Raw genomic sequence first — 24267 nt, 5'->3', positions numbered from 1 at the left:
GGAGCCGGCAGGAGCGGCGGCGGTGGTTTCACGTGAAACGGTGACCGGTCCGGAGGTGGCGGTGCGGGCCGCCGGGCCGAGGTGGCGCAGCAGGGGCAGCAGCCGGGCTCGGCCGCGGGCGCAGCGGCTCTTCACGGTGCCGACCGGGACACCGAGGAGCTCGGCCGCCTCGGCGACCGAGTAGCCCTGCATGTCGACGAGGACCAGCGCGGCCCGCTGCTCGGTGGGGAGGGCGGCCAGCGCGTCGGCCACCTCGCGGCGGGTCTCGGCGCGGACCGCGTGGTGCTCGGCCCCCTCGGCGGTGCCGAGCGCGCCGTCCAGCGGGCGGGGGTCCTGGTCGAGCGAGTCGGCGCGGCGGACGGCGCTCTTGCGGGCCCGGTCCAGGCAGGCGTTGACCACGATCCGGTGCAGCCAGGTGGTGACCGCCGAGCGGCCCTGGAAGCCACCGGCTGCGCGGAAGGCGGAGACCAGGGCGTCCTGGAGCGCGTCGGCGGCCTCCTCGCGGTCGCCGAGGGTGCGCATCGCGACGGCCCAGAGCCGGTCGCGGTGCCGGTGCACCAGCCGTCCGAAGGCGTCCGGGTCGCCCGCCGTGTGTCGGGCGAGCAGTTCGGCGTCGCTGGGCTCCTCGGCCATCCGCCCCCTCCTCGCGGTCCGGCCGTCCGCTCCGGGGGCCGTGGTTCACATCGTTGGGGATGCGGCGGAACGGATCAAGAGGCGGACGGGGATCCGGCCCGGTCCGACCGGATCCCCGTCCGCGTCAGCCGTTGACCTGGATCTCGGCGACCTTGCCGCGGTAGCCGCCGCCGGTGTCGTCGGCGGGGATGCTGGTGATCCACAGCAGGAGGTACCGGGTGGTGACCGCGGCGTCCGGCTTGAGGGTGACCTTGTTGCCGGAGCCGCTGGCCACCGCGTTGCCGAAGGTGCGCAGGCCGTTCTCGTCCGCGCCGGGTGCGGTGGTCGTGCCGGTCGGGGCGGCCTTCAGTTCGACCTTGTGGTCTCCGATGAACTGGACGTCGACCGAGCCGACCTGGCGGGCCGAGCCGAGGTCGATCAGCACACCGGTGCCGGCCCGGAAGGCGCCGAACGGGTCGTTGTAGCGCTGCGTGGTCCACGCGGTGGTGGGATTGCCGTCGAGCGTCCCGGGGAGCTCGCTGGCGTGCTCGTCCTTGTTGTCGCCGAGGGCGTTGAACGGGGCGAGCGCGGAGATGGTGAGCTTGCCGCCGGTCGGGGTGGCGGAGGGGGTCGGGGTGGGCGCGGGGGCGGTGTGCCCGCTGGTGGGCTGGCCGGTGCGGTTGACGTACTCCACCAGCTGCCAGGAGCCGACCATCACGGCGCCGAGCGCGACCAGCGAGGCGGTCCACCGGGCGACCCGGCGCAGGCCGCGGCCGCGCAGCGTGGGGCGGGCGGCGGGCGGGGCCGGGGCGGGCTCGACCCGCGGGAGCACCTGGGTCGGCGTGCTGGTGGCGTAGCGCGGCCGGGCGGCGGCGGGCAGCGCGCGCAGCGGGGCGGGGGCGGACTGCTCCGGCGGCCGGATCTTCGGCAGCTCCGCGATCGCCTCGGCCAGCTCGGCCGGGCTGGTGATCGGCTCCCGGTGGTGCGGCGGCTGGTCGCACAGGATCCGCGCGGCGAGCTCGGAGAGGCCCTTGTGGACGCCCGCCCGGACCTGGTCCGGCGGGACGCAGCCGAGCCCCTTCGGCAGCCCCTGGAGGTCGTAGCGGTCCTCCGGGTAGGGCCAGCGGTGGGTGAGCGCGGCGAACAGCAGCGCCCCGATCGCCCGCACGTCGGTCAGCGCGGCGTCCTCGGTGGGCAGTCCGCGCAGCGCGGCGTCGACCGCGATGCCGTTGATCCGGTACTGGCCGCCGTCGGTGCGCAGCACGCACTTGGGGGTGAGCCGCAGGTGCGCCTGGCCGCGCTGGTGGGCGGCGGCGATCGCGTCGGTGACCTGACGCACCATCTGGTAGGCGTCGTACGGCTCCAGCGGTCCGGCCGCGAGCAGCTCGCCGAGGTCGGAGGCGCCGGGCAGCCACTCGCGGATCACGTAGACCAGCTCGCCCTCCTGCACCGCGTCCAGCACCTGGACGAAGCGCGGGTCGCCGAGCAGGGCGGCGCTGCGGGCGGCGGTGAGCACCGACTTGGCGCGCTGGTGGCCGGCCGAGAGCAGGTGGACGCCGACCGCGCGGCGGAGCTTCTCGTCGACCGCGCGCCAGCTGCTGAAGGTGTCCGACTGGGAGATGCACTCCTCCAGCCGGTAGCGGCCGGCGATCTTGTCGCCGCTGTGCCGCGCCGGGGCGGGCAGTACCGCGGGCAGGGTGCCGGTGTCGGCGTCCAGGGTCGCGGTGCTGGTCGGCGGGGCGGGCTCGGACGGCTCGACCGGCGGCAGCGGGCGGCGGACGCCACGGCTCTTGCGAGCCGCGGTCTCGGCACGGCCGCCCTTGGCGACGAGTTCGGCGGCGATCTCCTGCGCGGAGAGCGGGGCGGTGGCCTCGGCGGGCCGTTCGGCGACCGGCGGAGCCGCGGGCTGCTCGGGCTCCGCCGACTGCTCCTCCGCGTCCTCAGCCGCGTCCTCGGCCGCGTCCTCGGCCGCGTCCGCGTCCGCGCTCGGCTGCGGGTCGTCCCCGAGGGGGTGCTCGTCGTCCTCGGCCGACGTATCGTCCTCGGCCGACGTATCGTCCTCGGCCGTCGCGTCGTCGTCAGCCGTCACGTCGTCCTCCGCCGGTTCGTCCGCGTCGGCTCCCGGGGTGGCGGGGCGTCGAGCTTCGGGGGCGGGCTCCGGGGCGGATACGTCCGGGAGTTCGCCCAGTGCCATGGCCAACGCCGCTTCGTCCGCCTGGGACGTGTCGACGATCGCCTTGGTGCCGTCAGCCACCGTGCTCCTGCCTCCCCTTGTGTCGACCGATCCCGTCGGGGACGGTCGACGATCCGTTGCCGGAGTGGTCAACCCGTGCCAGGTCAATTGTGCCCACTCTTGGTCCCCAGGTACGACCTATGAGAGCGCTCGGGGGTTGCCTGATTACCCACTTCCGGTGGAACGTCAGACGAAAGGGCCGGAATCGGGGGCTTCAACCCCGACTCCGGCCCCTCGAAACAGGGCTGAGTGAGCGTCTGGTTCAGCGGCCGAGACGACGGCGCACCATGCCGGTGAGCGCGTTCAGCTCCTCGATCCGCATCCGGCGGGCCAGCAGCAGGAAGACCGCGAGCTGCGCGCTGCCGGCCACCAGCAGGGTCAGCACGCTGCCGATCCAGCCGTCCAGCGCCTGCAGCGCGACCAGTTCGACGGCCAGGCCGACCGCGGCGGCGGGCAGCGAGGCGATCGCCAGCCGGACGTAGGTCTTGGCGATCCGCCCGGTGTCCAGGTCGCCGACCTTCGCCTTCAACTTGGGCACCGCCACGAACACCCCGACGGCGTACGACAGGCCGTAGCCGAGCGCCATGCCGGTCACCGCCCACTGGGCGGGCAGCACCAGCCAGCAGAGCACCGCCGTGACGGCCTGGGTGAGCGCCACCCAGACGGTGTTGGAGAACGGGGTGCGGGTGTCCTCGTAGGCGTAGAAGCCGCGCAGCAGCACGTACTGCACCGAGTACGGGATCAGGCCGAGGGCGAAGGCGGAGAGCATGAAGCCGACCGCGGTGGTGCCGTGGGCGACCGCGCCGCCGTTGCCGAGGCCGTAGATCGAGGAGCCGATCACCGGGCCGAGCGCGAGGAACAGGAAGGCGGCCGGGACGATCGCCACCGCGGAGGTGCGCAGGCCGTAGGAGAGGTCGTCGCGCACCGCGCCGGCGTCGTGGTCGGCGGCCGCCCGGGAGAGCCGGGGGAGCACCGCGCTCATCACCGAGACGGTGACCACGGCCATCGGCAGCTGCCAGATCAGCAGCGCGTTGGAGTACGCGGCGAGGCCGACGCCGAGGTGGCCGTCGGCTTCGGCGGCCTTCCCGGAGGCGGTGGCGAGCTGAGTGACCACCAGGAAGCCGGCCTGGTTGGCGAGGACGAACAGGAAGGTCCACTTGGCCAGCCGGGCGGCCTTGCCGAGGCCGTGGCCGCGCCAGTCGAAGCGCGGGCGGAACCGGAAGCCGGAGGCCCGCAGGTACGGGATCATCGACAGCGCCTGCACCGCGAGGCCCAGCAGGGTGCCGACGCCGAGCAGCCGGACGCCCTCGGGGGAGATGGTCTCCGGGGTGACCTCGGTGTGCTGGAAGGTCCCGTACACGCCGATGTACATCGCGAAGGTGAAGATCACCACGAGGTTGTTGAGGACCGGCGTCCACATCATCGCTCCGAACCGGCCGCGGGCGTTGAGGATCTGACCCATCACCACGTGCACGCCCATGAAGAAGATGGTCGGCAGGCAGTACCGGGCCAGCGCCACCGTGGTGTCGGCGCTCGCCTGATCGCGCATCAGCGCGTGCGAGATCAGCTGCACCAGCACCGGTGCGGCCAGCACCGCCACGAAGACCACGCCCGCCAGACCGGTCACCACCAGGGTGAGCAGCCGGTTGGCGTAGGCGGTGCCGCCGTCCTCGTCGTTCTTCATGCTGCGCACCAGCTGCGGCACGAAGACCGCGTTCAGCGCGCCGCCGCCGATCAGGATGTACAGCAGGGTGGGCAGGGTGTTGGCGGCGTTGTACGAGTCGCCCATCGAGGCCACGCCGATCGCCGCGGCGATCACCATGGTGCGCAGGAAGCCGGTGCCGCGGGAGACCAGGGTGCCGGCCGCCATCACGGCGCTGGAGTTCAGCAGGCCGGCGACCCGGCCACCACCGCCCTGCGCCGCGGCGGCCGCGGGGGCGGCGGAGGGCGGGGGCGCGGCGGCGGCGTCGGCCTCCAGCACCGCGGCGTTGGCCTGGATCACCGCCTCCTCCTCGGACAGCGGCGGGTCGAACTCGATCGGCGGCACGTACGGGTGCGGCTCGTCTTCCGCGGCCGGCGGCTCGGGCTGCGGCTCGTCGGCCGCGGCGTCGCCGGACAGCAGCGCGTCGACGCCGACGTACTCGGTGGTCTCGGTGTCCCGGGGCGATCCGGGCTGCGCCGCCGCGGGCTCGGCGGGCTGCGCGGGCTCGGCCGTCCCGGCGTCCGCGGCGACCTCGGCGGCGAGCGTCGCCCAGCGCGGGGCCGGCGCGGTCAGCTGCTTGGCACCCTCCGGCTCGCGCTGCGGCTGGCCGGGCACCGCGGCCGCGCCCTCGGGCTCGGCCGGCGCGCCGTACGGGTCCGGGCCGCCGCCGTACGTCTCGGCGGCGTACGGGTCACGGGCGTAGGTGTCGGCGACGTACCAGTCGGCGGCGGGTTCGGCGGGGGCGGCGGCGGAGCGTGGACCGCTCGCGCGGTCCTGGGGCCGGCCTCCCTGGTCCTGTGCTGCTCGCTCGCTCCGCTCGTTCATGCCACCAATCCACAGTCAGAGGGGTGGGCGCCCGGGGGTGGGACGGCCTAGTGCCCCACCTTCTCATCACCCGGGACCCGATCGTCGGCACCGGCGTCCGAGGACGGCTCCGCGTCGGCGTCCGGCCCCTCGGGGGCCTCCCCGTCGCCCTCCAGCGGGCGGTCCGGGTCCTCGTCGGCCTCGCCGGCCGCCTTGCGCTTCTTGCGCTGCAGGTAGAACCGGACCCCGGCGAGCGCCATCAGCACGGTGCCGCAGACGATCACGTAGGTCACGCCGCTGGCCACCGAGGTGACCTCGACGGTGAAGGTCACCGGCTCGCCGTAGCGCTGCGCGTCCGGGCCGGTGGTCCACAGCTCGGCGGTGACCTGGACCGGGCCGTTGACCTGCGCCTCGGCGGGGAAGCGGAAGGTGCGGGCGGTGGTGGCGTCCAGCACCACGGGCTGCGGTGCGCCGACGTTCAGGCGGTTGGGCTGGGTGGAGACCAGCCGCAGCTCCAGGTTGCCGACCGCCTGGGTCAGGTCGTTCTTCACGCTGATCAGCAGCGTCGCGTTGTCACCCGGCAGGGTCACCACGCTCTTGGTGGGCACCCGGACCGCGGCCTTCAGGTTGTCCAGGTACTGCCGCACGCCGGTGCGGTAGTCGGTGCCGACCTTCGGCTGGTCGCGCCACTCGGTGGACAGCGAGCGCACCATCGCCGCGCTGAACGGCCCGCGGACCCGCTGCGGCTGGGTGAGGATCATCATCAGCTGATCCACGCCGTTCTGCAGCTGCATGGTCGCGGCGAGCTCGTCGGAGGACAGCTCGGAGGCCGCCAGCTCCCGCGGGTAGCCGTCCGGGACGGCGCCGTTGGCGCTCGCGTCGGGCTGCGTGCCGACCACCCTGTCGAGCACCGCGGCACCCGCCCAGCCGCCCGCAACGGCCTGCGCCATCGAGTCGCGCAGCGCGGTGGCGGTGCCGGTGGTCAGCGAGCGGGGCGGCAGCACCAGCACCGTGCGCGGCTGCTCGGGCGCCTGGTGGGCGATCGCCAGGGTCTCGGCGAGGAAGCGCTGCTCGGCCGCGGTACGGTCGCGCGGGGTGCCCAGGTCGCCCTGGAACAGCTCGGAGAGGGTGGCGTCGGCGACCACCGCGGTCTGCCCGTTGCCGATCGGCCGGGCCGCGTTCGGGGTGTAGGAGAGCTTCTCCGACTCGGGCATCGAAGCGCCGTTGACCAGCACCACCCGGCCGCCGGACGCGCCCGCCACCGCCGCGGTCTTCTGGTCCAGCCAGCCCTGGTACGGCCAGGCCACCTCCGAGTGGGCGTCCACCGACAGCCGCGCCTCGGTGGTCACCTGGCCCGCCGTCACCGCCTTGCGCAGCGCGGTGTCCATCCCGGACTGGTCGGTGCCGTGGTGCGCGATCGACGCCAGGTCCGGGTCGGCGTACGGAAGCGAGACCACCTCGGTCTCGGCCTTGCCGACCGCCTGCCGGAGCTTCGCCAGCCAGGCCACCGCCGCGTCGTGGCCGGTGCCGGGGACGGTGTTCTCCTCGCGCGCGGACTCGCCGGAGGTGCCGGGCTTCTGGACCCGGTACGGCTTGGTCATCGCGTACACGGTGTCCAGCAGGTCCGGGTCGATCGCCCAGGTGAGGCCGGTCATCGTGCCGCCGATGTCGACCAGCTGGTTGAGCCGGCCGTCGCCGGTCAGCTCACCGGCCAGGCTGTCGTCGCGCAGCACCGGCATCTGGTCGTTGTCCGGCATGGTCTGGGCGACCAGTACCGGGGCGTGGGTGAGCGGCCAGACCACCGAGATCTGCGAGGCCTTGGCGGTGGCCTTGCCCTGCACCGGCAGGAACGTGCGGGCGATGCCCAGCGGGTGCCCCTTCTCGCTGCCGGTGGTGCCCCAGACGTCGACCGCCAGCTCGTACGCGCCGGTGTCCTTGGCCTTCAGCGCGGAGACCGGCACCGACAGGGTGAAGTCGGCGCTCTTGCCGGGCGGGAGGTCGCCGACGTCCTGGACCGGGTTCTGCAGGTCGATGCCGTCCTGGCCGCTCGGCGTGGTCCGGGACGCCACCAGGCCGATCTCGCTGCGGGTGCCCAGCGGCTTGACCTGCATCGGCGCACGGACCGCGACGGTCGGCGACTTCAGCGTCGACGAACCGGTGTTGGCCACCTTGCCGGTGATCGTGACGGTGCTGGTGTCGGTGGCGACCTGCGGCGAGACGGTGGTGATCTCCACCGTCGCCGGGTACTCGGGGGCGGCGGCCAGCAGGGTGCCGCGCTCGGCGAGCGCCGGGGAGGCGGAGACGGCCGTGAGCAGCCCGCCTGCCAGCAGGGCGGCGGCACTCCTGGCCAGTCGACCCGTCCGCCGTCCGCGGGACGCGGTCCTCGCCGCGTCTCGCCCGGTCCGCTCGTCCACGCGCGCCCTCGCCGTTCCCGATCGTCTCGTTCACTCCACGCACCGCCGCGGCCGCCCGGCGGTCGCCGACCCCCGAAGGAGCGTTCCCCGCATGGTAACGACGCCGACCGGGCCGCAGTGTTGCGGGCCGGTAGCTGTCCGGTGGTGCAAAAGGGGAAAGCGGTGGGGGAGGGCGGGCACGTACCCTTGTGAGCCGTGTCCACTGCCAACGCGTCCAGCGCCAATCATTCCAGCTCCGCCGACCCGACCGCCCTGCCGGGGCTGACCGAGGCGCAGACCTGCGGCCTGCAGGAGCTGCTGCGGGTCTCCCCGGTCGCCGACGAGATCGCCCGCCGCTTCGAGGCGCAGGGCCACCGCCTGGCCCTGGTCGGCGGCTCGGTCCGGGACGCCCTGCTCGGCCGGCTCGGCAACGACCTGGACTTCACCACCGACGCCCGCCCGCAGGAGATCCTCAAGCTGGTCAAGGGCTGGGCCGACGCGGTGTGGGACGTGGGCATCGCCTTCGGCACCGTCGGCGCGCGCAAGGACACCGCCGACGGCTCGTTCCTGATCGAGATCACCACCTACCGCAGCGAGGCGTACGACCGCTCCTCGCGCAAGCCCGAGGTCAGCTACGGCGACTCGATCGAGCAGGACCTGGTCCGCCGCGACTTCACGGTCAACGCGATGGCCGTCGACCTGCCCGGCCGCGGCTTCGTCGACCCGCACCACGGCCTGGACGACCTGGAGGCCCGGGTGCTGCGCACCCCCGCCACCCCCGAGGAGTCCTTCTCCGACGACCCGCTGCGGATGATGCGGGCCGCCCGGTTCGCGGCCCAGCTGGACTTCGAGCCGGCGCCCGAGGTGGTCGCCGCGATGACCGCGATGGCCGAGCGGATCACCATCGTCTCCGCCGAGCGGATCCAGGCCGAGCTGAACAAGCTGCTGCTCGCCGCCCACCCGGTCAAGGGCCTGCGGCTGCTGGTGGAGACCGGCCTGGCCGACCACGTGCTGCCCGAGCTGCCCGCGCTGCGGCTGGAGAGCGACGAACACCACCGGCACAAGGACGTCTACGAGCACTCGCTGACCGTCCTGGAGCAAGCCATCGCGCTGGAGACCGAGGGCCCCGACCTGGTGCTGCGGCTCGCCGCGCTGCTGCACGACATCGGCAAGCCGCGCACCCGCAGGTTCGAGGCGGACGGCCGGGTCTCGTTCCACCACCACGAGGTGGTCGGCGCGAAGATGACCCGCAAGCGGATGCGCGAGCTGAAGTACTCCAAGGAGCTCACCGAGGAGGTCTCGCAGCTGGTCGAGCTGCACCTGCGCTTCCACGGCTACGGCGGCGGCGAGTGGACCGACTCCGCGGTGCGCCGCTACGTCGCCGACGCCGGCCCGCTGCTGGAGCGGCTGCACAAGCTGACCCGCTCCGACTGCACCACCCGCAACAAGCGCAAGGCCGCCGCGCTGGCCCGCACCTACGACTCGCTCGAGGAGCGGATCGCCAGCCTGAAGGCCCAGGAGGAGCTGGACGCGATCCGGCCCGCGCTGGACGGCAACGAGATCATGCGGCTGCTCGACCTGCGCCCCGGCCCGGCGGTCGGCCGCGCCTACCGGCACCTGCTCGAACTGCGCCTGGAGCACGGCCCGATGCCGCACGAGGACGCGGTGGCCGAGCTCCGCAAGTGGTGGGCGCAGCAGCCGCAGGACTGAGCGCGGCCGGCGGGTGACCCGCCGTCAGTGCTTGGCGACCGGCGCGAGGCAGAGCACGTACCGGTAGCTGCGGAAGTGCTTGCGGTACTTGCCGCGGTAGGTCCGGGTGGTGCCCTTGGGGCAGCTGTACGACAGCAGCGTGTCGTTGTTGGCGCGCTGCGTCACCCGGTACTCGGCCGTGGCGGAGGAGCAGGCGGTGAGCTTCGGGGGCGTGCCGCCGGTCGTGCAGTCGCCGGGGACGGCGATCCGCGGGCTGTGGAGGTACGACCACAGCCCGAGCGGGACGGCCAGCACCAGCAGCGCCACGGCGATCCGGAACATCCAGTTGCCCTTGCGCCGGGCCTGCTCGGTGATCACGGGCTGCTGGTAGCCGTACGGCGGCTGCGGTGTGCTCATCTGGTCCCCCCGGGGCGTCGGTCGCGGTGCCGTGCGCCCACGTACCCTAGCGGGCGGGGTTCCGCCGGCCCCCGGCGGTCGAGGGCCCCGACGCTCCGTCAGTCGCGGCGGGCGGCGCGGTAGTAGAGCGCGGCGCCGAGCGCGTAGAGCACGGCGAGGCCGACCACCACCGGGACCGAGCGGCCGTTCAGCGGCAGCACCAGGGCGGTGACCGCGGCGGCGGCCACGAAGCCGACGTTCACCAGCACGTCGTAGATGGCGAAGACCCGGCCGCGGTAGTCGTCCTCCACCGACTCCTGGACGAGGGTGTCCGCGCAGATCTTGGTGCCCTGGGTGACCAGGCCGAGCAGCAGTGCCGCGATCATCGCCGGGATCTCGCGGAACGGCAGCCCGAGTGCGGGGACGAAGACCGCGGCGGCGGCCAGGCAGGTGGCCATCCAGCCGGGCAGGCCCAGCCGGCGGGTGCACCAGGGGCTGACCAGCGCGGCCAGGAAGAAGCCCGCCGCGGACATCCCGACCGCCAGGCCGAGGCTGGCCAGTCCGGCCTTGCTGTCGTCCGCGCTGTTGAAGGTGTACCGGGAGAGCATCAGCACCACCACGATCAGCACCCCGTAGCAGAACCGCGCCAGGGTGACCGCGGCCAGCGCGTGCACCGCCGGACGGCAGTCCCGCACCAGGTGCTGGACGCCCGCCCGCAGGTCCGCCCAGGCCGCGCTCAACGCGACGCCCAGGGAGGGGAGTTCACCACTCTGCTCGGGGCCGAGCTGGTCCGGGGCGATCCGCTGGGCGGCCAGCGCAGCGGACAGGTAGAGCAGCGCGGCCACGGTCACCAGCAGCGCGTCGGCGTGCCGGCCGGGCGGCAGCAACTGGTGCACCAGGAAGCCCACCAGGCCGCCGCTGGCCGCGGCGACCGTGCCGAGGGTGGGGGAGAGCGCGTTGGCGGTGACCAGGTCCGCGGAGGCCACCACCCGGGGCAGCGCGGCGGACAGGCCCGCCAGGATGAAGCGGTTGAGCGCGGTCACCAGCAGCGCCGCCGCGAAGAACAGCCACTCCGGGGCCCGGCCGAGCAGCAGCGCCGCCGTCACCAGGCCCAGCCCGAACCGCGCCAGGTTGCCCACCAGCAGCACCCGCTGCCGCCGCCAACGGTCCAGCAGCACGCCGGCGAACGGCCCGACCGCGGAGAACGGCAGCAGCATCACCGCCAGCACCGCGGCGATGTCCGCGGGGGAGGACTGACGCTCCGGCGAGAAGATCACGTACGCCGCCAGCGAGACCTGGAAGACGCCGTCGGACAGCTGCGAGAGCAGACGGACCGTCAGCAGCTTCCGGAAGCCGGAGCCGCTCAGCAGCCCGAGGAGGCTGGCCTCCTGTGGGGGCCGTTCGGTGATCACCCGCCAAGGGTGCCATGAGGGGCAGTGATGTTTCACGTGAAACATCTGCCAACGCCGAGCGACCAAATGCCCCCCGCGCGCCCCCTGTCGCCGATGTCCTCCCCGCCGTACGGTCGTTGACCCATCCCGGGAGGAACCATCGCACCCTCGCAACGGGAGGCTCCCATGAGAGACGAGTTCACCGCCCTGCTGCTCGGCCAGGTCGGCGTCCACGAAGGCCGCGACCCCGACGGCACCTGGAACAACCACCAGCGCTACTCCACCGAAACCCCCGGTCTGGAATGGTCCGACGGCCAGCCCTGGTGCGCCGTCTTCGAAGCCTGGGCCGCCCACCGCACCGGCATGGACACCCTCTGGCCGATGACGGCCTCCTGCCTCACCGCCGTCGCCTGGTGGCGCAACCACGGCCGCTGGACCGACTACCCCGTCCTCGGCGGCCCCTTCTACCTGGGCCCCGACGGCGGCACCCACACCGGCATCGTGGTCGCCTACGACGCCGACACCATCCACACCGTCGAGGGCAACGCCCTCCCGCTGCACGCGGGCGTCCTCACCCCCGGCGGCTTCCGGCGGATGGGCGACCTGCGGGTCGGTGACCCGCTGATCGATCCCGCGGGGCAGCTTTCCCACGTCACCGGCGTGCACCCCAAGGGCGTCCGGCCGGTCCACCGGATCACGCTCCAGGACGGCTCGTCGGCCGAGGCCTGCAACGAACACCTGTGGCAGGTCGAGACCGAAGGCGATGCCCAGCCCCGGGTGGTCACCACCCTCGAGTTGGCCGACCTGGTCGCCCGCCCTCACCACCCGGTTCGCGTCCCCCTGTTGGAACCCGTCGAGTACCAGCAGACCGGCGAGCCCCTGCCGGTGGACCCCTACCTGCTGGGCCGTCTCCTCGGGGGCGGCGCAACGAGCGAGGGCGGTGCGCCGGTCACCGACACCGCCCTGGACGCGCTCGGCCTCCGCGGTGCCACCGCGGAGCGGACGTTCCTCCCGGAGCGCTACCGGAAGGCCGGGATCAAGGAGCGCCTGGCCCTGCTCCAGGGGCTGATGGACGCCGCCGGCCGGATCGACGAGCAGGGACGGATCGACTTCGCCGCAGACTCCCGCCAACTCGCCCTGGACGTCCAGGAGATCGTCCGGTCGCTCGGCGGCCGGGCCGTGCTGGACGAGGACGCCTCGCGGGTCCGGAACGTCGACATGCCGCGCCTCAACCCGTTCCGCCTGCCCGACAAGGCCGCGTGCTTCGTCCCGCGGGACGCGGCCTGGGCGCGCACGGTGGTCTCGGTCGAGTACCTGCGCGACGAGGAGGTGCAGTGCATCGCCGTCTCCGCACCCTCCCACCTGTTCGTCACCGACGACTTCATCCCCACCCACAACACCAATGACAACGGAACGGCCGAGGGCGACGGGGTCTACCTGAAGTCCCGGCCGCGGCGCGGTCCCGGGTCGCCGTACGGGTACGGGGTCCCGGCGTACCCCGAGGGGACGGTGTCGGCGGACCCGGCGCTGGGCGGGGTGCCGGCGGCGCGGACGTCGGGCCAGGCGACGACACCGGTGCCCGGCGTGCCGACCTGGCCCTGGCGGTACCTGCGGGTGCAGTCGCCGATGCTGCACGGCGACGACGTGCGGATGTGGCAGCAGAAGATGTCGATGCGCGGCTGGGCGATCGACGTGGACGGCTGGTACGGGCCCGCCTCGGCGGGCGTGTGCCGGGCGTTCCAGCAGCGCCACGGCCTGGCGGTGGACGGCGTCGTCGGACCGATCACCTGGCGCGCCACCTGGTCGTAGCGAGAGAAACGGCAGGAGGGCCGTCCCCGTGGCGCACCACGGAAACGGCCCTCCTGACGAGCGATCAGCCTGTCAGCTGCTCAGCTCAGCGCTCGACCTCGCCACGGATGAACTTCTCGACGTTCTCCTTGGCCTCGTCGTCGAAGTACTGCACCGGCGGGGACTTCATGAAGTACGAGGACGCGGAGAGGATCGGGCCGCCGATGCCGCGGTCCTTGGCGATCTTCGCGGCGCGCACGGCGTCGATGATGACACCGGCCGAGTTCGGGGAGTCCCAGACCTCGAGCTTGTACTCGAGGTTCAGCGGGACGTCGCCGAACGCGCGGCCCTCGAGGCGGACGTACGCCCACTTGCGGTCGTCGAGCCACGCCACGTAGTCGGACGGGCCGATGTGGACGTTCTTGGCGCCCAGCTCGCGGTCGCGGATCTGCGAGGTGACGGCCTGGGTCTTGGAGATCTTCTTGGACTCCAGGCGCTCGCGCTCGAGCATGTTCTTGAAGTCCATGTTGCCGCCGACGTTCAGCTGCATGGTGCGCTCGAGGATGACACCGCGGTCCTCGAACAGCTTGGCCATCACGCGGTGGGTGATGGTCGCGCCGACCTGGGACTTGATGTCGTCGCCGACGATCGGGACACCGGCCTCGGTGAACTTGTCGGCCCACTCCTTGGTGCCGGCGATGAACACCGGGAGGGCGTTCACGAAGGCGACCTTGGCGTCGATGGCGCACTGGGCGTAGAACTTGGCGGCGGCCTCGGAGCCCACCGGCAGGTAGCAGACCAGGACGTCGACCTGGCGGTCCTTCAGGACCTGGACCATGTCGACCGGGGCCTCGTCGGACTCCTCGATGGTCTCCCGGTAGTACTTGCCGAGGCCGTCGAGGGTGTGGCCGCGCTGCACGGTGACGCCGGTCGGCGGCACGTCGCAGATCTTGATGGTGTTGTTCTCGCTGTTGCCGATGGCGTCGGCCAGGTCGAAGCCGACCTTCTTGGCGTCGACGTCGAACGCGGCGACGAACTCGACGTCGCGGACGTGGTAGTCGCCGAACTGCACGTGCATCAGGCCCGGGACCTTACCGGCCGGGTCGGCGTCCTTGTAGTACTCGACACCCTGCACCAGCGAGGCGGCGCAGTTGCCCACGCCGACGATGGCTACGCGAACCGAACCCATTCCGGTTGCTCCCTGAATCTCATGAGATCCGCCGTGCTGTGGCGGCACCTCGGTTCCACATCTGTTCTGACTGTCTGTCGGGCGCACGGAGCGCCCTCACCTCTCGCGGACGGCCCGGGGCCGACGCGGAGCGCAGCGCTCCGTCAGGAGCGCCCCGGGCGGTCGTGCGGTGGCCCCGGCGGGTCCGAGGACCCGGCGGCCTGGCCACGGCCGTCCGAAGTTTGGGGGGACGCGGGTGCGCGTCCGGTTCTGGTGGCCCGCTCGGTCTCGATCAGCTCGTTGAGCCAGCGGACCTCGCGCTCCACCGATTCGAGGCCGTGCCGCTGGAGTTCGAGGGTGTAGTCGTCGAACCGCTCGCGGGTGCGGGTGATCGAGCTGCGCATCCGCTCCAGGCGCTCCTCCAGCCGGCTGCGCCGGCCTTCCAGCACCCGCATCCGCACGGCCCGGTCGGTCTGGCCGAAGAAGGCGAAGCGGACGCCGAAGTGCTCGTCCTCCCACGCCTCCGGGCCGGTGTCGGCGAGCAGTTCCTCGAAGCGCTCCTTGCCCTCCGGGGAGAGCCGGTAGACGATCTTCGACCGCTTGCCGTTGAGCGCGGTGGCCGGGACGTACTCGACGTCCGGGTTGTCCTCGACCAGGAAGCCCTGGGCGACCAGGTTCTTCAGGCACGGGTAGAGCGTGCCGTAGGAGAAGGCCCGGAAGGAGCCCAGCAGCACGTTCAGCCGCTTGCGCAGCTCGTAGCCGTGCATCGGCGCGTCGTGCAGCAGGCCGAGGACGGCGAACTCGAGCACGCCGGAGCGTCGACTCATGCCGCCTTCTCCTTCCGATGGGAGTGTCCCGGATCGATGCATCGCGCCGATGTATCGGCTCGATATATCGGCAACAGTAACCCTGGGTCACGGAAGGGGCAAGGGGGGCACGCGTAACCACGATCACAAGCGCTTTGAGCAACGGGCGTGTAATGATCTGCGGTCGTTTCGTCCTGATTGGTCATCAATGCCCGATTGACCACCTTTCAGATCGCCGTACTCTTTCGGCTGTGCACCCTGACCGAGGAGCTGCTGAGAGATGAGCGAACACCGGCGTAGGTCGGCCAATCCCGGGGGCGGACAGCAGCCGCCGCCCCGGCGAGCCGACAGCGGGCGTCCGTATGCCTACGGCAGCCCGGTCGAGGGCGCACCCGACTACGCACCCGGGGCCGCGCCCGGCACGGGCCGCGACGAGCTCGCCTCGGGCGGCGGAGGTCGGCGCACGACGCGGGCGACCGCGCAGCAGCCCCGGCTGACCCGCGCCGAGATGCGCAAGCAGGGCCGCAAGGGCGGTGCCGGCGGCGCCGGTGGCAGCGGCCCCGGCGGCCCCGGCGGCTCGGGCGGTCCGTCGGACGGCAGGTCCGGTGGGCGCGGCGGCAAGCCGGGCAAGAAGCGCTTCATCGACTACCCGCGGTTCGGCCGGGAGGGCTGGAAGCGCTGGGTGCCCTCCTGGAAGCTGGTGCTGAGCCTCTTCCTGGTGTTCTTCGGCGGCGGCGTGGCCGCGGTCGGCACCGCGTACGCGCTGGTCACGGTGCCGAACGCGAAGGACGCGATCCACGACCAGAACAACATCTACTACTGGGCCGACGGCACCGAGATGGCCCGCAAGGGCGACACCAACCGGCAGTTGGTGGAGCTCTCCGGGATAAGCCGCGAGGCCCAGGACGCGGTGATCGCCGCGGAGAACGAGACCTTCCGCACCGACAGCGGCATCGACCCCAAGGGCATCGCCCGCGCCGTGTACAACATGGCCACCGGCGGTGAGACCCAGGGTGGTTCGACCATCACCCAGCAGTACGTGAAGAACGTCTACCTGTCCCAGGACCAGACCCTGACGCGAAAGCTGAAGGAGTTCTTCATCACCCTGAAGATCAACGGGTCGCAGAGCAAGGACGACATCCTCAAGGGCTACCTGAACACCAGCTGGTTCGGCCGCGGCTCGACCGGTATCCAGGCCGCCGCCCAGGCGTACTACGGCGTGGACGCCAAGGACGTGAACGCCTGTCAGGGCGCCATGCTGGCCGGCCTGTTGAAGGGCGCGGGCCTCTACGACCCGACCCTGAACCAGGCCAACCACGACCGCATGGTGGCCCGCTGGAAGTGGATCCTGGACCGGATGGTGATCACCAAGGCGCTCACCCCGGAGCAGCGCGCCAAGTGCACCGACTTCCCGGAGCCGATCAAGCCGAAGGCCCCGGCCAGCATGAACGGCGAGGTCTCCTACCTGGTGGACACCGTCAACCAGTTCATCATGACCAAGGACCCGACGATCACCGACGCGAAGCTCGGCCGCGGCGGCTACCAGATCTACACCACCTTCCAGAAGGACAAGGTGGACGCGCTGAAGGCCGCGGTGGACCAGGTCAAGACCGAGTCGCTGCACCCGGACAAGCGCCCGGCCGACACCAACGTCCAGGTCGGCGCCGCCTCGGTGGTGCCCGGTGACGGCGCGATCGTCGCGATCTACGGCGGCGACGGCATCGAGAACGGCCACTACAGCAACAACGCGGACTCCAAGGTCCCGGTCGGCTCGACCTTCAAGCCCTTCGTGCTGGCCACCGCGATGCAGAACGGCGTGCTGACCAAGAGCGGCCCCGACGGCAAGCCGACCCAGATCAACCCCGAGTCGCTGTACCTGGCGAACAACCTGTCGCCGATCTACTCGAAGAACGGCACCCCGCTCACCGGCGACGACGGCAAGCCCTACAAGCAGCGCAACGACAGCCCGGGCACGCCCGGCTACGTCTCGCTGAAGAAGGCCATGCAGTGGTCGTACAACGTGCCGTTCGTCCAGCTCGGCCAGGACGTGGGCGGTGCCAACGTCGAGAAGATGGTGCTCAGCCTCGGCCTGAAGAAGGAGAGCCTGGAGCCCTCCTCGACCATCACCTACCCGCTCGGCACCTCGCACCCGAGCGCGATCCGGATGGCCTCGGCCTACTCGGTGTTCGCCGCCCGCGGGCAGCAGAACGACCCGTACTCGGTGGCCAAGCTGGTCTACAACGGCGCGGAGCAGCCGGCGTTCACCAAGTCCGCGCCGAAGCAGCCGCTGGACCAGGCGGTCGCCGACAACATCACCGACGTGCTGGAGAACGTGGCCAAGAACGGCACCGGTAACAAGACCAACGCGCTGGGCCGCCCGGTGGCCGGCAAGACCGGTACCACCGACGCCGGTACCTCGGCCTGGTGGGTGGGCTACACCCCGCAGCTGGCCACCTCGGTCGGTATGTGGCGCGAGGAGGCGGGCAAGCCCGGTCTGCTCTCGCTGAACGGCACCGCGGGCCACGAGTCCGTGCACGGTGGTGACTTCCCGACCGACATCTTCACCCGCTACATGAAGGTGGCGCTGAAGGACCAGCCGGTGAAGGACTTCCCGGCCCCCGAGCCGTGGGGCCAGCAGGTCGACTCCTCCGGTGCTCCGGCCAGCGCGTCCGCCTCGGCCTCCGCGTCGGCCTCCACCGGCCCGACCGACCAGCCGACCGCGACCGTGGGCCCGTCGCCGACGCTCACCGCCGAGCCGAGCAGCAGCCCGAGCCCGAGCAGCAGCCAGAGCTGCTTCCTCGGCCCGCTCTGCCCGAACCCGAGCCCGAGCAAGTCCGGCAAGCCCAGCAAGTCGCCGACGAGCAGTCCGAGCGACAGCGCCAGCGGCCTGCCCCCGGCCGGCTGACGGAGGCCGTAAGGGGACGATCCCGACAGAGGGGCACCGGACTGCGAGAGCAATCCCGTGCCCCTCTTCGGTTGTGGCGGACGGTGCGGCAGTATGTGCGCCATGACGTCCAGCCTGCGTGACGAGACCTCCGCGGCCGGCCCGGCCCCGGCCGAGGGCCCGCTGCCCGATACCGTGGTCGTCCCCGCGGACGAGGACCCGGTCTCGGCGGCCGGCAGCGAGCTGTTCGGCGGCCCGCCGGGGCGCCGGGCGCTGCTCGGGGTGTCCTGGTGGACGCCGGCCAAGTTCCTGGCGCTGGCCGTCATCGCCACCTACCTGCTGGGCCTGTTCCAGAAGGCGCCGTGCTACACCGACGGCTGGTTCCACGGCGCCACCACCCAGTACACGCACGCCTGTTACAGCGACATCCCGCACCTGTTCTCGGGGCGCGGCTTCGCCGACGGCCGGCACCCGTACCTGGACCCGATCCCGCAGGGCTCGCCGGACATGAAGTACCTGGAGTACCCGGTGCTGACCGGCCTGTTCATGCAGGTCGCGGCGTGGTTGACCACGCCGAACGGCGAGATGATGGGCCGTGAGCAGTGGTTCTGGCTGGTCAACGCCGGAATGCTGATGATCTGTGCGGTGGTCGCGGTGGTCGCCGTCTCGCGCACCCAGCGCCGCCGCCCGTGGGACGCGCTGCTGTTCGCCCTGGCACCCTGCCTGGCGCTGAACGCGACCATCAACTGGGACCTGCTGGCGGTCGCGCTGGCCGCGGTGGCGATGGCCTTCTGGTCGGGCTCCAAGCCGCTCTGGGCGGGCGTCTTCATCGGCCTGGCCACCGCCGCCAAGCTGTACCCGGTGCTGCTGCTCGGGCCGCTGCTGATCCTGTGCTGGCGCTCGGGCAGGTGGAAGGAGTTCGGCCTGGCCTTCGGCGGCGCGGCCGGCGCCTGGCTGCTGGTCGACCTGCCGATCATGATCGCCAACTGGCAGGGCTGGGCGACCTTCTACACCTTCAGCCAGACCCGCAAGGAGGACTTCGGCTCGTTCTGGCTGATCCTCATGCAGGTCCGCAACGCCCAGCTGTCCACCCTGAACACCTGGATCGCCGGCCTGCTGGTGCTCAGCTGCCTGGCGATCGGCTGGCTGGCGCTCAGCGCCCCGCGCCGCCCGCGCTTCGCCCAGCTGGCCTTCCTGGTGGTCGCGGCCTTCGTGCTCACCAACAAGGTCTACTCGCCGCAGTACGTGCTCTGGCTGATCCCGCTCGCCGCCCTGGCCCGCCCCCGCTGGCGGGACTTCCTGATCTGGCAGGCCTGCGAGGTGCTGTACTTCCTCGGCGTCTGGTCCTACCTGGCCTACTCCGGCGACTCCAAGCAGCACGGCATCGACCAGGAGTGGTACCACTTCGCGATCGCCCTGCACCTGATCGGCACTCTGTACATCTGCTACCTGGTGGTCCGCGACATCCTCTTCCCGGACCGCGACCCGGTGCGCTGGGACGGAAGTGACGACCCGTCGGGCGGCGTGCTGGACGGCGCCCCGGACACCTTCGTGATCGGCACCGCCCGCCGGCTGCGTGAGGAGGAGAGCTACGCCGCCTACGCCCCGCACGGCGAGGTGGACTGGCTGGGCCCCGACCTCGGCCCGGACCCCGACACCGACGCGAGCCCCGACGCGGACCCGCTGGCGAAGCGCTAGCTCAGCGCTCGGCCACCCGGTCGAAGTGCGTGGTGGTGTGACGGACGTTCAGCGGCAGTTCGTCACCCATCGCGGGCGGCTTCAGCTCGCCCGGCAGGAACAGGATCGACGCCTGCATGTGCGGCGGCTCGGCGAACCACAGCTGCTTGCCCCGCCAGGAGTACGGCGAGAGCGTCCGGTTGACGGTGGCCAGCCCGGCCCGGGCCAGGCCCTTGGCCCGGGGCAGCATCCCGTGCACGTACTTGGGCGCCTCCAGGCCGACGCCGTGCGCGGTGCCGCCGGTGACCACCAGCAGGTGGCCGTCGGAGGGGGCCTTGTGCTGCCGGTAGCCGTAGCGTTCGCCGCGGGCGACCGGGGTGACGTCCAGCACGGTGGCCCGCGAGGAGAGCGCCTCGACCTCGCCGAGCCACAGCCGGGTGCCGATCCGGGAGCGGAAGACCGTCCGCGGGTGGCGCTCGGCGAGCCGGGTGACGTCCTTGGCGGCCAGGTGGCTGAGGTAGACGGCCCCGGTGGGCAGGCCGGCCGCCTCGATCGCCCGCACCCACCCGGTGACCTCCTCCACCGGGTCGGAGCCGTCGGGGCGGTCCAGCGGCAGGTGCAGCGCGAAGCCCTCGACCCGCACCTCGCCGACCGGCAGCCGGGCCAGGTCCGCGACGGCGATGCCGTGCCGGCGCATCGTGGTCATGCACTCCACCACCACCCGGCTGCCGGACGGCAGCGCGGCCAGCGCCTCGGCGTGCGCCACGGTCCGCACCACCCGCTCCGGCGGCAGCTCCCGCGGCTCCTCACCGACCCGGTACGGGGTGAGTACCAGCAGGTCCCCGGGGAAGTCCTCGGCGACCTCGGCGGCCTCGTCCGCCGTGCCCACCGCCAGCATCGGCGTCCCCAGCCGGGCCGCCTCGGCCGCCAGCCGGCGGTTGCCGAAGCCGTAGCCGTTGCCCTTGGCGACCGGTACCAGCCCGGGGAACTCCGCCAGCAGCCCGCGCTGGTGCGCCCGCCAACGGCCGGTGTCCACGTACATCGTCAAGGTCATGCGTCGTTCTCCCCGAATGGTGTGACGGTGCGTCAGCGGCGCGACATGTAGAGGTCGAGCGCCTTGTGCAGCAGCTTGTTCAGCGGGTAGTCCCACTCGCCGAGGTACTCGGCGGCCTGCCCACCGGTGCCGAGCTTGAACTGGATCAGCCCGTACAGCGGGTCGTCCTCGTCCAGGGTGTCGCTGATCCCGCGCAGGTCGTAGAGGCTCGCGCCGAGCGCGTAGGAGTCCCGGATCATCCGCCACTGGATCGCGTTGGACGGCTTCACCTCGCGCTTGTGGTTGGCCGAGGCGCCGTAGGAGTACCAGACGTGCTCGCCGACCGTGAGCATCGTGGTGGCCGCCAGCGGCTCGCCCTCGTGGTAGGCGAGGTAGAGCCGCATGCGGTTGGGGTCCTCGGCGGTCAGCGCCTGCCACATGCGCTGGAAGTAGGCCAGGGGGCGGGGGGTGAAGTGGTCGCGCTCGGCGGTGACCACGTACAGCTTGTGGAAGACCGCGAGGTCCTCGTAGCCGCCCTGGACCACCTCGACGCCGCTCTTCTCGGCCTTCTTGATGTTGCGGCGCCACAGCTGGTTGAAGCCGCGCTGCACGTCGTCCAGCGAGCGGCCGCCGAGCGGCACCTGGAAGACGTACCGGGGCTGCACGTCGCCGAAGCCGGCCCCGCCGTCCTCGCCCTGCAGCCAGCCGGCCTTGCGCAGCCGGTCGGAGACCTCGAAGGCGCGCGGCTCGTACCAGTCCGGCTCGACGTCGCGCAGCCGCTTGGCCTCCTTGGAGGCGATCGCCTCCTTGATGGTGGCGGCCTCCCAGCGGCGGACCACCACCGGCGGGCCCATCTTCACCGAGAACGCGCCCTGCGACTTCAGGTGCGCCAGCATCGGCTGCAGCCAACCGTCCAGGTCCCTGTCGAACCAGTCGATCACCGGGCCCTCCGGCAGGTAGGCCAGGTAGCGCTTCAGCTTGGGCAGTTGGCGGTAGAGCACCAGCCCGGCGCCGACGATCTCACCGGAGGGGTCGAACCAGCCCAGGCTCTCCGCGCGCCACTCCGCCTTCACGTCCGCCCAGGAGGGCACCTGCATGTGGCTCGCCGAGGCGCGGCTCTGGACGAAGGCCAGGTGTTCCTCACGCGTGATCGTCCGCAGACGCAGGCTCATGCTGGGTGCTCCTCCTCGTCAGTCCTTGTCAAGGCCTGACCCTATCGCCCGAATGGTCCGATTCGGCCGCGAATCGGCGGAGGGCCGGGAAGCGCCGGCGCCCTCCCCGCCCGTACCTGCCGCACAGGTATTACGCGGGAAGGGCACCAAGGGTTGCTCGGTGGCCCGGAGGTCTACCGGTGGCCGCGCGCGGGGCTCACCACACGCCCCCGAACAGCCCGCCGTGCGCCACTCCGAGGTAGAGGCCGAACGCGGACGCGCCCAGCCCGATCACCACCACGAACCGCTCGGCGGTGGTCACCGAGTAGAACAGGCCGACAAGTCCGGCGATGACGCCGAACAGGCCGGTCCACGAGGTCAGCAGATGCAGGTTGTGGAAGAACGAGGTGACGAAGGCGACCAGGCCGAGCAACGCGGTGACGCCGACCAGGGCGTTCTCCCGTGGATGTGCGTGCCCGTCGGTGTTCAGCGTCAGCGGCGGCCGGTGGACTGTCTGCGCCATGGGACCCACCTCCAGTGGAGGGAAGCTTGCCGTTCTGTCCAGATTGCGACCGATTCGCTCCGGGTGGCAACCCCTGGACCGAAGTGTTTTGTCCGCCGGTCGGGTCACCCGGTAGGCTGGCACCTCTGTACTGGTGTAGAGGCGTGCCCGCATGCCCTGGCACCGGTGCCGACGCGCACAACCCTCCTGCCACGGAGAGACCGTGGCCGTTGAGTCCAAAGGAGGTGGGTTACACATGCGTCACTACGAGGTGATGGTCATCCTCGACCCCTCGGTCGAAGAGCGAGCTGTCTCCCCCCTGATCGAGAGCTTCCTCAACGTCGTCCGCACCGGCGGCGGCAAGGTTGAGAAGATCGACACCTGGGGCCGTCGTCGCCTGGCGTACGAGATCAACAAGCAGTCCGAGGGCATCTACTCGGTCATCGACCTCAAGGCCACGCCCGAGGTCGTCAAGGAGCTCGACCGCCAGCTCAGCCTGAGCGAGTCGGTTCTGCGGACCAAGGTCCTGCGCCCGGACACCCACTGAGCCCACTCCGGCGTCCGCGCCGGAGCGCTCACGTCGCATGTTTCACGTGAAACATCGCTGACGAGCACCGCAGAACTCCTTTCCGAGAGGTCATCACCACATGGCAGGCGAGACCGTCATCACCCTCGTCGGCAACCTCGTCGACGACCCCGAGCTGCGCTTCACCCCGTCGGGTGCGGCGGTCGCGAAGTTCCGTATCGCGTCCACCCCGCGCACCTTCGACCGCCAGACCAACGAGTGGAAGGACGGCGAGAGCCTCTTCCTCACGTGCAACGTCTGGCGTCAGCCGGCGGAGAACGTGGCCGAGTCGCTGCAGCGCGGCATGCGCGTCATCGTGCAGGGCCGACTGCGCCAGCGGTCTTACGAGACCAAGGAAGGCGAGAAGCGGACGGTCTTCGAGGTCGAGGTCGATGAGGTCGGCCCCAGCCTGCGCTCGGCGACCGCCAAGGTCACCCGCGCCAACCGGACCGGTGGTCCGGGCGGTGGCGGCGGCTTCGGCGGTGGCGGCGGCCAGCAGGGCGGCGGTTACGGCGGCGGCCAGGGCGGCGGCAACTGGGGTGGAAACTCCGGTGGCGGCCAGTCCGGTCCGTCCGACGACCCGTGGGCGTCCAGCGCCCCGTCCGGCGGCCAGCAGGGCGGCGGCTGGGGTGCCCCGTCCGGTGGCGGCTTCTCGGAGGAACCCCCGTTCTAAAGCGGTGCGGGCCGGGTTTCACGAAGACCCGGCAACGCTGACAGATTTCGTACCTAAACGGAGCACACGATGGCGAAGCCGCCTGCTCGCAAGCCGAAGAAGAAGGTTTGCGTCTTCTGCAAGGACAAGGTCAACTACGTTGACTACAAGGACACGAACCTGCTGCGGAAGTTCATTTCCGACCGCGGCAAGATCCGTGCCCGCCGGGTCACCGGCAACTGCACCCAGCACCAGCGTGACGTCGCCACGGCCGTGAAGAACAGCCGTGAGATGGCGCTGCTGCCCTACACCTCCACCACGCGCTAAGAGAGGGTGACCGAAGAATGAAGATCATCCTCACTCACGAGGTCCCCGGCCTCGGCAGCGCCGGCGAGGTCGTCGAGGTCAAGGACGGCTACGCCCGCAACTACCTGGTCCCGCGTGGCTTCGCCATCCGCTGGACCAAGGGCGGTCAGAAGGACGTCGACGCCATCCGTCGCGCCCGGAAGATCCACGCCATCCAGACCCTCGAGGCCGCCAACGAGATCAAGGCGAAGCTCGAGGGCCTCCAGGTCAAGCTGGCCGTCCGCTCCGGCGACGCCGGCCGCCTGTTCGGCTCGGTGACCCAGGCCGACGTCGTCGACGCCATCAAGGCCGCCGACGGCCCGGTCGTGGACAAGCGCGCGGTCGCGATCGCCTCGCCGATCAAGACCGTGGGCACCCACAAGGTGTCGGTCAAGCTGCACGGTGACGTCCAGGCCAACCTCGACGTCAACGTCGTCGCCGCCTGAGCGAAGCAGTAGCCAGTACGAAGGGGTCGG

The 24267-nt window shown here is 71.8% G+C and carries 18 protein-coding genes and 1 pseudogene; 8 read left to right on the top strand and 11 right to left on the bottom strand.

Features of this window, described 5'->3' with window-relative positions:
• Positions 1-66: 66 nt before the first annotated feature.
• From sigM to AB0K51_RS17615, 4 genes and pseudogenes are all read right to left on the bottom strand, one after another.
• Positions 67-633: pseudogene (gene sigM / locus AB0K51_RS17630) on the bottom strand (RNA polymerase sigma factor SigM); the annotation flags it as partial.
• Positions 634-757: 124 nt separating this feature from the next.
• Positions 758-2866: a serine/threonine protein kinase gene (locus tag AB0K51_RS17625; protein WP_363455741.1), complete on the bottom strand. Its 2109-nt coding sequence runs from the start codon at positions 2864-2866 to the stop codon at positions 758-760.
• A gap of 241 nt (positions 2867-3107) precedes the next feature.
• Positions 3108-5372, bottom strand: coding sequence for a murein biosynthesis integral membrane protein MurJ (gene murJ, locus AB0K51_RS17620; protein WP_363455738.1), 2265 nt, complete (start codon positions 5370-5372; stop codon positions 3108-3110).
• A 47-nt stretch (positions 5373-5419) separates the two neighbouring features.
• On the bottom strand, positions 5420-7765 hold the full coding sequence (locus AB0K51_RS17615) for a DUF6049 family protein (protein WP_363455734.1): 2346 nt from the start codon (positions 7763-7765) through the stop codon (positions 5420-5422).
• Positions 7766-8026: 261 nt separating this feature from the next.
• On the opposite strand from AB0K51_RS17615, the gene AB0K51_RS17610 reads away from it, so the two are divergent.
• A complete protein-coding gene (locus AB0K51_RS17610; RefSeq protein ID WP_363455869.1) occupies positions 8027-9454 on the top strand; it encodes a CCA tRNA nucleotidyltransferase in 1428 nt (475 codons plus the stop codon).
• Positions 9455-9478: 24 nt separating this feature from the next.
• Here AB0K51_RS17610 and AB0K51_RS17605 read toward each other — a convergent pair whose 3' ends face one another.
• Both AB0K51_RS17605 and AB0K51_RS17600 read right to left on the bottom strand, forming a co-directional pair.
• Complete coding sequence (locus AB0K51_RS17605) at positions 9479-9850, bottom strand: hypothetical protein (protein WP_363455732.1); 372 nt, start codon at positions 9848-9850, stop codon at positions 9479-9481.
• Between the two features lie 98 nt (positions 9851-9948).
• Positions 9949-11241, bottom strand: coding sequence for an MFS transporter (locus tag AB0K51_RS17600; RefSeq protein WP_363455730.1), 1293 nt, complete (start codon positions 11239-11241; stop codon positions 9949-9951).
• A gap of 165 nt (positions 11242-11406) precedes the next feature.
• Between AB0K51_RS17600 and AB0K51_RS17595 the strand changes: the two genes are divergently transcribed.
• Positions 11407-13029: a peptidoglycan-binding protein gene (locus AB0K51_RS17595; RefSeq protein WP_363455727.1), complete on the top strand. Its 1623-nt coding sequence runs from the start codon at positions 11407-11409 to the stop codon at positions 13027-13029.
• Positions 13030-13114: 85 nt separating this feature from the next.
• On the opposite strand, the gene AB0K51_RS17590 is transcribed toward AB0K51_RS17595, so the two are convergent.
• Complete coding sequence (locus AB0K51_RS17590) at positions 13115-14197, bottom strand: inositol-3-phosphate synthase (protein ID WP_363455725.1); 1083 nt, start codon at positions 14195-14197, stop codon at positions 13115-13117.
• Between the two features lie 143 nt (positions 14198-14340).
• Complete coding sequence (locus tag AB0K51_RS17585) at positions 14341-15003, bottom strand: PadR family transcriptional regulator (protein ID WP_363455723.1); 663 nt, start codon at positions 15001-15003, stop codon at positions 14341-14343.
• A gap of 259 nt (positions 15004-15262) precedes the next feature.
• On the opposite strand from AB0K51_RS17585, the gene AB0K51_RS17580 reads away from it, so the two are divergent.
• The gene (locus tag AB0K51_RS17580; RefSeq protein WP_363455720.1) at positions 15263-17887 is read left to right on the top strand and encodes a transglycosylase domain-containing protein; all 2625 of its coding nucleotides are present in this window, start codon (positions 15263-15265) and stop codon (positions 17885-17887) included.
• Positions 17888-17980: 93 nt separating this feature from the next.
• On the top strand, positions 17981-19564 hold the full coding sequence (locus tag AB0K51_RS17575) for a glycosyltransferase 87 family protein (RefSeq protein WP_363455717.1): 1584 nt from the start codon (positions 17981-17983) through the stop codon (positions 19562-19564).
• A 1-nt stretch (position 19565) separates the two neighbouring features.
• Here the strand turns inward: AB0K51_RS17575 and AB0K51_RS17570 are convergent, their stop codons facing one another.
• The 3 genes from AB0K51_RS17570 to AB0K51_RS17560 all read right to left on the bottom strand — a co-directional run bounded on the left by AB0K51_RS17570 (position 19566) and on the right by AB0K51_RS17560 (position 22250).
• Positions 19566-20597 carry an alanine racemase gene (locus AB0K51_RS17570; protein ID WP_363455714.1) on the bottom strand — a complete coding sequence of 344 codons (1032 nt, stop codon included), beginning with the start codon at positions 20595-20597 and terminating at the stop codon, positions 19566-19568.
• Between the two features lie 32 nt (positions 20598-20629).
• Positions 20630-21748: a peptidoglycan bridge formation glycyltransferase FemA/FemB family protein gene (locus AB0K51_RS17565; RefSeq protein ID WP_363455712.1), complete on the bottom strand. Its 1119-nt coding sequence runs from the start codon at positions 21746-21748 to the stop codon at positions 20630-20632.
• 196 nt (positions 21749-21944) lie between these two features.
• Positions 21945-22250, bottom strand: a complete 306-nt coding sequence (locus AB0K51_RS17560) for a hypothetical protein (RefSeq protein ID WP_363455709.1) — start codon at positions 22248-22250, stop codon at positions 21945-21947.
• Between the two features lie 235 nt (positions 22251-22485).
• Between AB0K51_RS17560 and rpsF the strand changes: the two genes are divergently transcribed.
• The 4 genes from rpsF to rplI all read left to right on the top strand — a co-directional run bounded on the left by rpsF (position 22486) and on the right by rplI (position 24237).
• Positions 22486-22776 carry a 30S ribosomal protein S6 gene (gene rpsF / locus AB0K51_RS17555; RefSeq protein WP_363455706.1) on the top strand — a complete coding sequence of 97 codons (291 nt, stop codon included), beginning with the start codon at positions 22486-22488 and terminating at the stop codon, positions 22774-22776.
• Positions 22777-22876: 100 nt separating this feature from the next.
• Positions 22877-23467 carry a single-stranded DNA-binding protein gene (locus tag AB0K51_RS17550; protein ID WP_363455704.1) on the top strand — a complete coding sequence of 197 codons (591 nt, stop codon included), beginning with the start codon at positions 22877-22879 and terminating at the stop codon, positions 23465-23467.
• A gap of 69 nt (positions 23468-23536) precedes the next feature.
• A complete protein-coding gene (gene rpsR / locus AB0K51_RS17545) occupies positions 23537-23773 on the top strand; it encodes a 30S ribosomal protein S18 (protein WP_030270170.1) in 237 nt (78 codons plus the stop codon).
• 17 nt (positions 23774-23790) lie between these two features.
• On the top strand, positions 23791-24237 hold the full coding sequence (gene rplI / locus AB0K51_RS17540; RefSeq protein ID WP_363455701.1) for a 50S ribosomal protein L9: 447 nt from the start codon (positions 23791-23793) through the stop codon (positions 24235-24237).
• The last annotated feature ends 30 nt before the right edge of the window (positions 24238-24267 follow it).

The sequence above is a fragment of the Kitasatospora sp. NPDC049285 genome (assembly GCF_040678815.1).
Classification (GTDB): domain Bacteria; phylum Actinomycetota; class Actinomycetes; order Streptomycetales; family Streptomycetaceae; genus Kitasatospora.
The sequence above is the reverse complement of the archived record's forward strand: the minus strand, read 5'-3'. Positions and strand labels throughout refer to the sequence as shown.

What these genes read in the sequence shown, in the direction of transcription:
- AB0K51_RS17595 (WP_363455727.1), top strand. Translation starts at nt 11,407, where the DNA reads ATGAGAGACGAGTTCACCGCCCTGCTGCTCGGCCAGGTCGGCGTCCAC.
- AB0K51_RS17580 (WP_363455720.1), top strand. Translation starts at nt 15,263, where the DNA reads ATGAGCGAACACCGGCGTAGGTCGGCCAATCCCGGGGGCGGACAGCAG.
- AB0K51_RS17550 (WP_363455704.1), top strand. Translation starts at nt 22,877, where the DNA reads ATGGCAGGCGAGACCGTCATCACCCTCGTCGGCAACCTCGTCGACGAC.
- AB0K51_RS17560 (WP_363455709.1), bottom strand. Translation starts at nt 22,250, where the DNA reads ATGGCGCAGACAGTCCACCGGCCGCCGCTGACGCTGAACACCGACGGG.
- rpsF (WP_363455706.1), top strand. Translation starts at nt 22,486, where the DNA reads ATGCGTCACTACGAGGTGATGGTCATCCTCGACCCCTCGGTCGAAGAG.
- AB0K51_RS17605 (WP_363455732.1), bottom strand. Translation starts at nt 9,850, where the DNA reads ATGAGCACACCGCAGCCGCCGTACGGCTACCAGCAGCCCGTGATCACC.
- AB0K51_RS17585 (WP_363455723.1), bottom strand. Translation starts at nt 15,003, where the DNA reads ATGAGTCGACGCTCCGGCGTGCTCGAGTTCGCCGTCCTCGGCCTGCTG.
- AB0K51_RS17565 (WP_363455712.1), bottom strand. Translation starts at nt 21,748, where the DNA reads ATGAGCCTGCGTCTGCGGACGATCACGCGTGAGGAACACCTGGCCTTC.
- rpsR (WP_030270170.1), top strand. Translation starts at nt 23,537, where the DNA reads ATGGCGAAGCCGCCTGCTCGCAAGCCGAAGAAGAAGGTTTGCGTCTTC.
- AB0K51_RS17575 (WP_363455717.1), top strand. Translation starts at nt 17,981, where the DNA reads ATGTGCGCCATGACGTCCAGCCTGCGTGACGAGACCTCCGCGGCCGGC.
- AB0K51_RS17590 (WP_363455725.1), bottom strand. Translation starts at nt 14,197, where the DNA reads ATGGGTTCGGTTCGCGTAGCCATCGTCGGCGTGGGCAACTGCGCCGCC.
- rplI (WP_363455701.1), top strand. Translation starts at nt 23,791, where the DNA reads ATGAAGATCATCCTCACTCACGAGGTCCCCGGCCTCGGCAGCGCCGGC.
- AB0K51_RS17570 (WP_363455714.1), bottom strand. Translation starts at nt 20,597, where the DNA reads ATGACCTTGACGATGTACGTGGACACCGGCCGTTGGCGGGCGCACCAG.
- murJ (WP_363455738.1), bottom strand. Translation starts at nt 5,372, where the DNA reads ATGAACGAGCGGAGCGAGCGAGCAGCACAGGACCAGGGAGGCCGGCCC.